General features: G+C 71.2%; 4 protein-coding genes. 2 read left to right on the forward strand and 2 right to left on the reverse strand.

Annotation, left to right across the window (positions count from 1 at the left end; all coding sequences use genetic code 11):
• Positions 1–104: 104 nt before the first annotated feature.
• The gene (locus ABT130_RS47265; protein WP_350925361.1) at positions 105–1211 is read right to left on the reverse strand and encodes a M4 family metallopeptidase; all 1107 of its coding nucleotides are present in this window, start codon (positions 1209–1211) and stop codon (positions 105–107) included.
• 280 nt (positions 1212–1491) lie between these two features.
• Here ABT130_RS47265 and ABT130_RS47270 point away from each other — a divergent pair, with 280 nt between their 5' ends.
• Together ABT130_RS47270 and ABT130_RS47275 are read left to right on the forward strand one after the other, a co-directional pair.
• A complete protein-coding gene (locus ABT130_RS47270) occupies positions 1492–2331 on the forward strand; it encodes a metallophosphoesterase family protein (protein ID WP_350925359.1) in 840 nt (279 codons plus the stop codon).
• A complete protein-coding gene (locus tag ABT130_RS47275) occupies positions 2328–2978 on the forward strand; it encodes a 4'-phosphopantetheinyl transferase family protein (protein WP_350966448.1) in 651 nt (216 codons plus the stop codon). Before ABT130_RS47270 ends, ABT130_RS47275 begins: the two co-directional genes overlap by 4 nt.
• 76 nt (positions 2979–3054) lie before the next feature.
• Here ABT130_RS47275 and ABT130_RS47280 read toward each other — a convergent pair.
• The coding region (locus tag ABT130_RS47280) for a zinc ribbon domain-containing protein (protein ID WP_350966449.1) at positions 3055–3276 on the reverse strand (222 nt) is incomplete at its 5' end.

Raw genomic sequence — 3276 nt, forward strand, 5'->3', positions numbered from 1 at the left:
ACCTCCAGTTCATGACGGCTAGGGCTGGTCAACGCGGGGCTTCGAAGCGCATCGCTGCGCCTCAAGCCCCCTCCTTCAGGAGGGGGTCGTTGACGGGCACGATCCTAAACCGGCCCCGCCTGGAGAACCCCGACCTGCTGCCAGGCCGCGCGTACCTTGCGCTGCTCGTCGCCGTCGGCGCCGAACAGTTCTCCGGCCACCTGCACCGTCGCCTCCGCGGCCTGCCGGAAGTCGGAGCGCGGCCGGAGCCGCTCGGTGAGGGTGACGTACCAGATCCGGCCGGCGCGCTCCCAGGCGTTGCCGCCGATGGCGGTGGCGGCGAGGTAGAAGGCGTGGTTGGGGATGCCGGAGTTGAGGTGGACGCCTCCGTGGTCGTTGGCGGGGTTGCCGTCGTCGGGCAGGTCCAGGTAGTCGCGCATGTGCGCGGGCTGGCGGTCATGACCGCCCGTGGGGGTCGACCAGGCGGTCCCCGGCGCCTTCAGCGATCGCAGGGCCGTCCCACGCAGGGCGCTGCCCAGGATGCCCTCGCCGATCAGCCAGTCGGCCTGCTCCGCGCTCTGCCCGAGGCCGTACTGCTTGACGAGGGACCCGAAGACGTCGGAGAACGACTCGTTGAGCGCCCCGGACTGCTTGCTGTAGACCAGGTGCGCGGTGAACTGGGTGATGCCGTGAGTAAGTTCGTGGGCGACGATGTCCACGGCCTTGGTGAGGGACCCCTTGTTGAAGATCTGCCCGCTGCCGTCACCGTAGATCATCTGGAAGCCGATCCAGGCGGCGTTGTCGTAGTCGTTCCCGTAGTGGACCGAGGAGACGATCTCCAGCCCCCGCCCGTCGATGCTGTCGCGCCCGAAGACGGTCCGGTAGAAGTCGTAGGTGGCCCCCGCCCCGTCGTACGCCTCGTCGACCGCCGCGTCACCGAACGGCGGATCGCCCTCCCCTCGCCTCTTCTTCCCGGGAAGGTCGAAGTCGCCGCCGTTCTCCGCGTCGTAGACGGTACGTACCATGCCGGGGGCGGGCGCCACGTCGGCGATGGTGAGGGTGAGCCGGCTCAGCGCGCCGGTGACCGACGCGCGCTGCGCCCGGGAGGTCTCCGACGCGGTCAGGGTCCGGAGCGCCGCCTCCCGCTCCTCGGGGGTGCCCTGCTCGGCGACCGCCTCGAGCAGGTCGGGGGGCGCGATGCAGCACGCTGGCATGCTGTCGAAGGTAGTCATACGCCAAGAATCATCGCCATCCACGGCAATCGCATGAGTATCGCCGTACTCGTATGGCACCGGCCGGAGACAACTTAGTGGCGGACCGGGGTGTGCCTCAGGGGGGCGATCGTGAGAGGGTTCTTCTGCTTGGTGATCACGGGGGCGTGACCGTGCCCTGGGAAGCAGGCGGGACGGAGGCGACGATGCTTGGGGACGAGAAGGTACCGGGGGCACTCCCGGTGCCGGCGCGCGACGGGCGGCCCGCGGCGGCCGCCGCCTCGCCGGGGACGGGCCGCGCATGACGTCACTGCTGGCCATCAGCGACCTGCACATCGGCTACCAGGAGAACCGGCGCATCGTCGAGGAGTTGCGGCCCACCTCCGCCTCCGACTGGCTGCTGGTCGCCGGGGACGTCTCGGAGAAGGTCTCCGACGTCGCGTGGGCCCTGGGACTGCTCGCCGACCGGTTCGAGAAGGTGGTCTGGGCGCCCGGCAACCACGAGCTGTGGACCCATCCCAGCGACCCCGTCCAGCTGCGCGGCGAGGAGCGCTACCGGCACCTGGTCGAGGTGTGCCGGAACCTGGGGGTGGTCACGCCGGAGGACCCGTACCCGACCTGGAGTGGGCCCGGTGGCCCCGTCACCGTCGCCCCGCTGTTCGTGCTGTACGACTACACCTTCCGGATGCCCGGCGTGGCGACGAAGGAGGAGGCGCTGGCCCGCGCGTACGACAAGGGCGTGGTCTGCACCGACGAGATGCTGCTGCACCCCGACCCGTACCCGACCAGGGACGCGTGGTGCGAGGCCAGGATCGCCGAGACCGAGCGGCGCCTTTCGGCCAGGCCGCCCGGCGTGCCGACGGTGCTGGTCAACCACTATCCGCTGGTGCGCGAGCCCACCCTGATCCTGCGCCACCCGGAGTTCGCGATCTGGTGCGGCACCGAGCGCACCGCCGACTGGCACCTGCGCTTCGACGCCGCCACCGTCGTCTACGGTCACCTGCACATCCCCCGGACCACCTGGCACGACGGGGTCCGCTTCGAGGAGGTCTCGTTGGGCTATCCGCGCGAATGGCGTCCCCGCTCCACCACGCCCGGCCGGCTGCGGCGCATCCTGCCCAGCCCGCAGCCCGTCGCATGATCGAGAAGATCCTGCCGCCGTGGGTGGCGAGCGCGGAATCCTTCGACGACCCGCCGGGCGTGACGCTGTTCCCCGAGGAGGAGGCGGTCATCGCCCGCGCGGTGGACAAGCGGCGACGCGAGTTCACCACCGCGCGCCACTGCGCCCGCCAGGCCCTGGCCCGCATCGGGCTGCCGCCGGCGCCGATCCTGCCCGGCGAGCGCGGCGCTCCGGGATGGCCCGGCGGGGTGGTGGGCGCCATCACCCACTGTGCCGGGTATCGCGCCGCTGCCGTCTCCCGTGACGCGCTGACCGTCGGCATCGACGCCGAACCCCACGAGCCGCTCCCCGAGGGCGTCCTGGACGCGGTCTCCCTGGAGGCGGAGCGGGCGGCGATCGCGCGGCTCGACGGCGGCGTGCACTGGGACCGGCTGCTGTTCAGCGCCAAGGAGAGCGTCTACAAGGCGTGGTTCCCGCTGGCCAGGCGCTGGCTCGGCTTCGAGGAGGCCCACCTCGTCTTCGACCCGTCCGGTACGTTCACCGCCCGCCTGCTCGTCCCCGGCCCCCTGGTGGCGGGCCGGGAACTGACCGGCTTCACCGGCCGCTGGCTGGTGGCCGACGGCCTGGCGGTGACCTCCATCGCCGTACCGGACCGGCCGGCGCCCTGACCTTGGAACATGGTGTCAGCTTCTCGGCCGTAAACGACCGAGCTTGCAGCTCCTCGCCGTCGATGGGTTCGACGGTTCAGGCCGCGTCATCGGCAGCGTGACTCACTGCCCAGCCCGCCACACCGCGCGAGGCGATGTTACGGGCCGCGTTGACGTCGGCGTGCTCAGCGAAACCGCACGACGTACAGGAGAAGGTCGCCTGGCCTGGCCGGTTCTTCTTGTCCACATGCCCGCACGATGAGCAGGCTTGCGAGGTGTAGGCCGGATCGACGTGCACAACGGCGACGCCCTGACGGGC

The organism is Streptosporangium sp. NPDC001681 (assembly GCF_040298085.1).
GTDB lineage: Bacteria > Actinomycetota > Actinomycetes > Streptosporangiales > Streptosporangiaceae > Streptosporangium.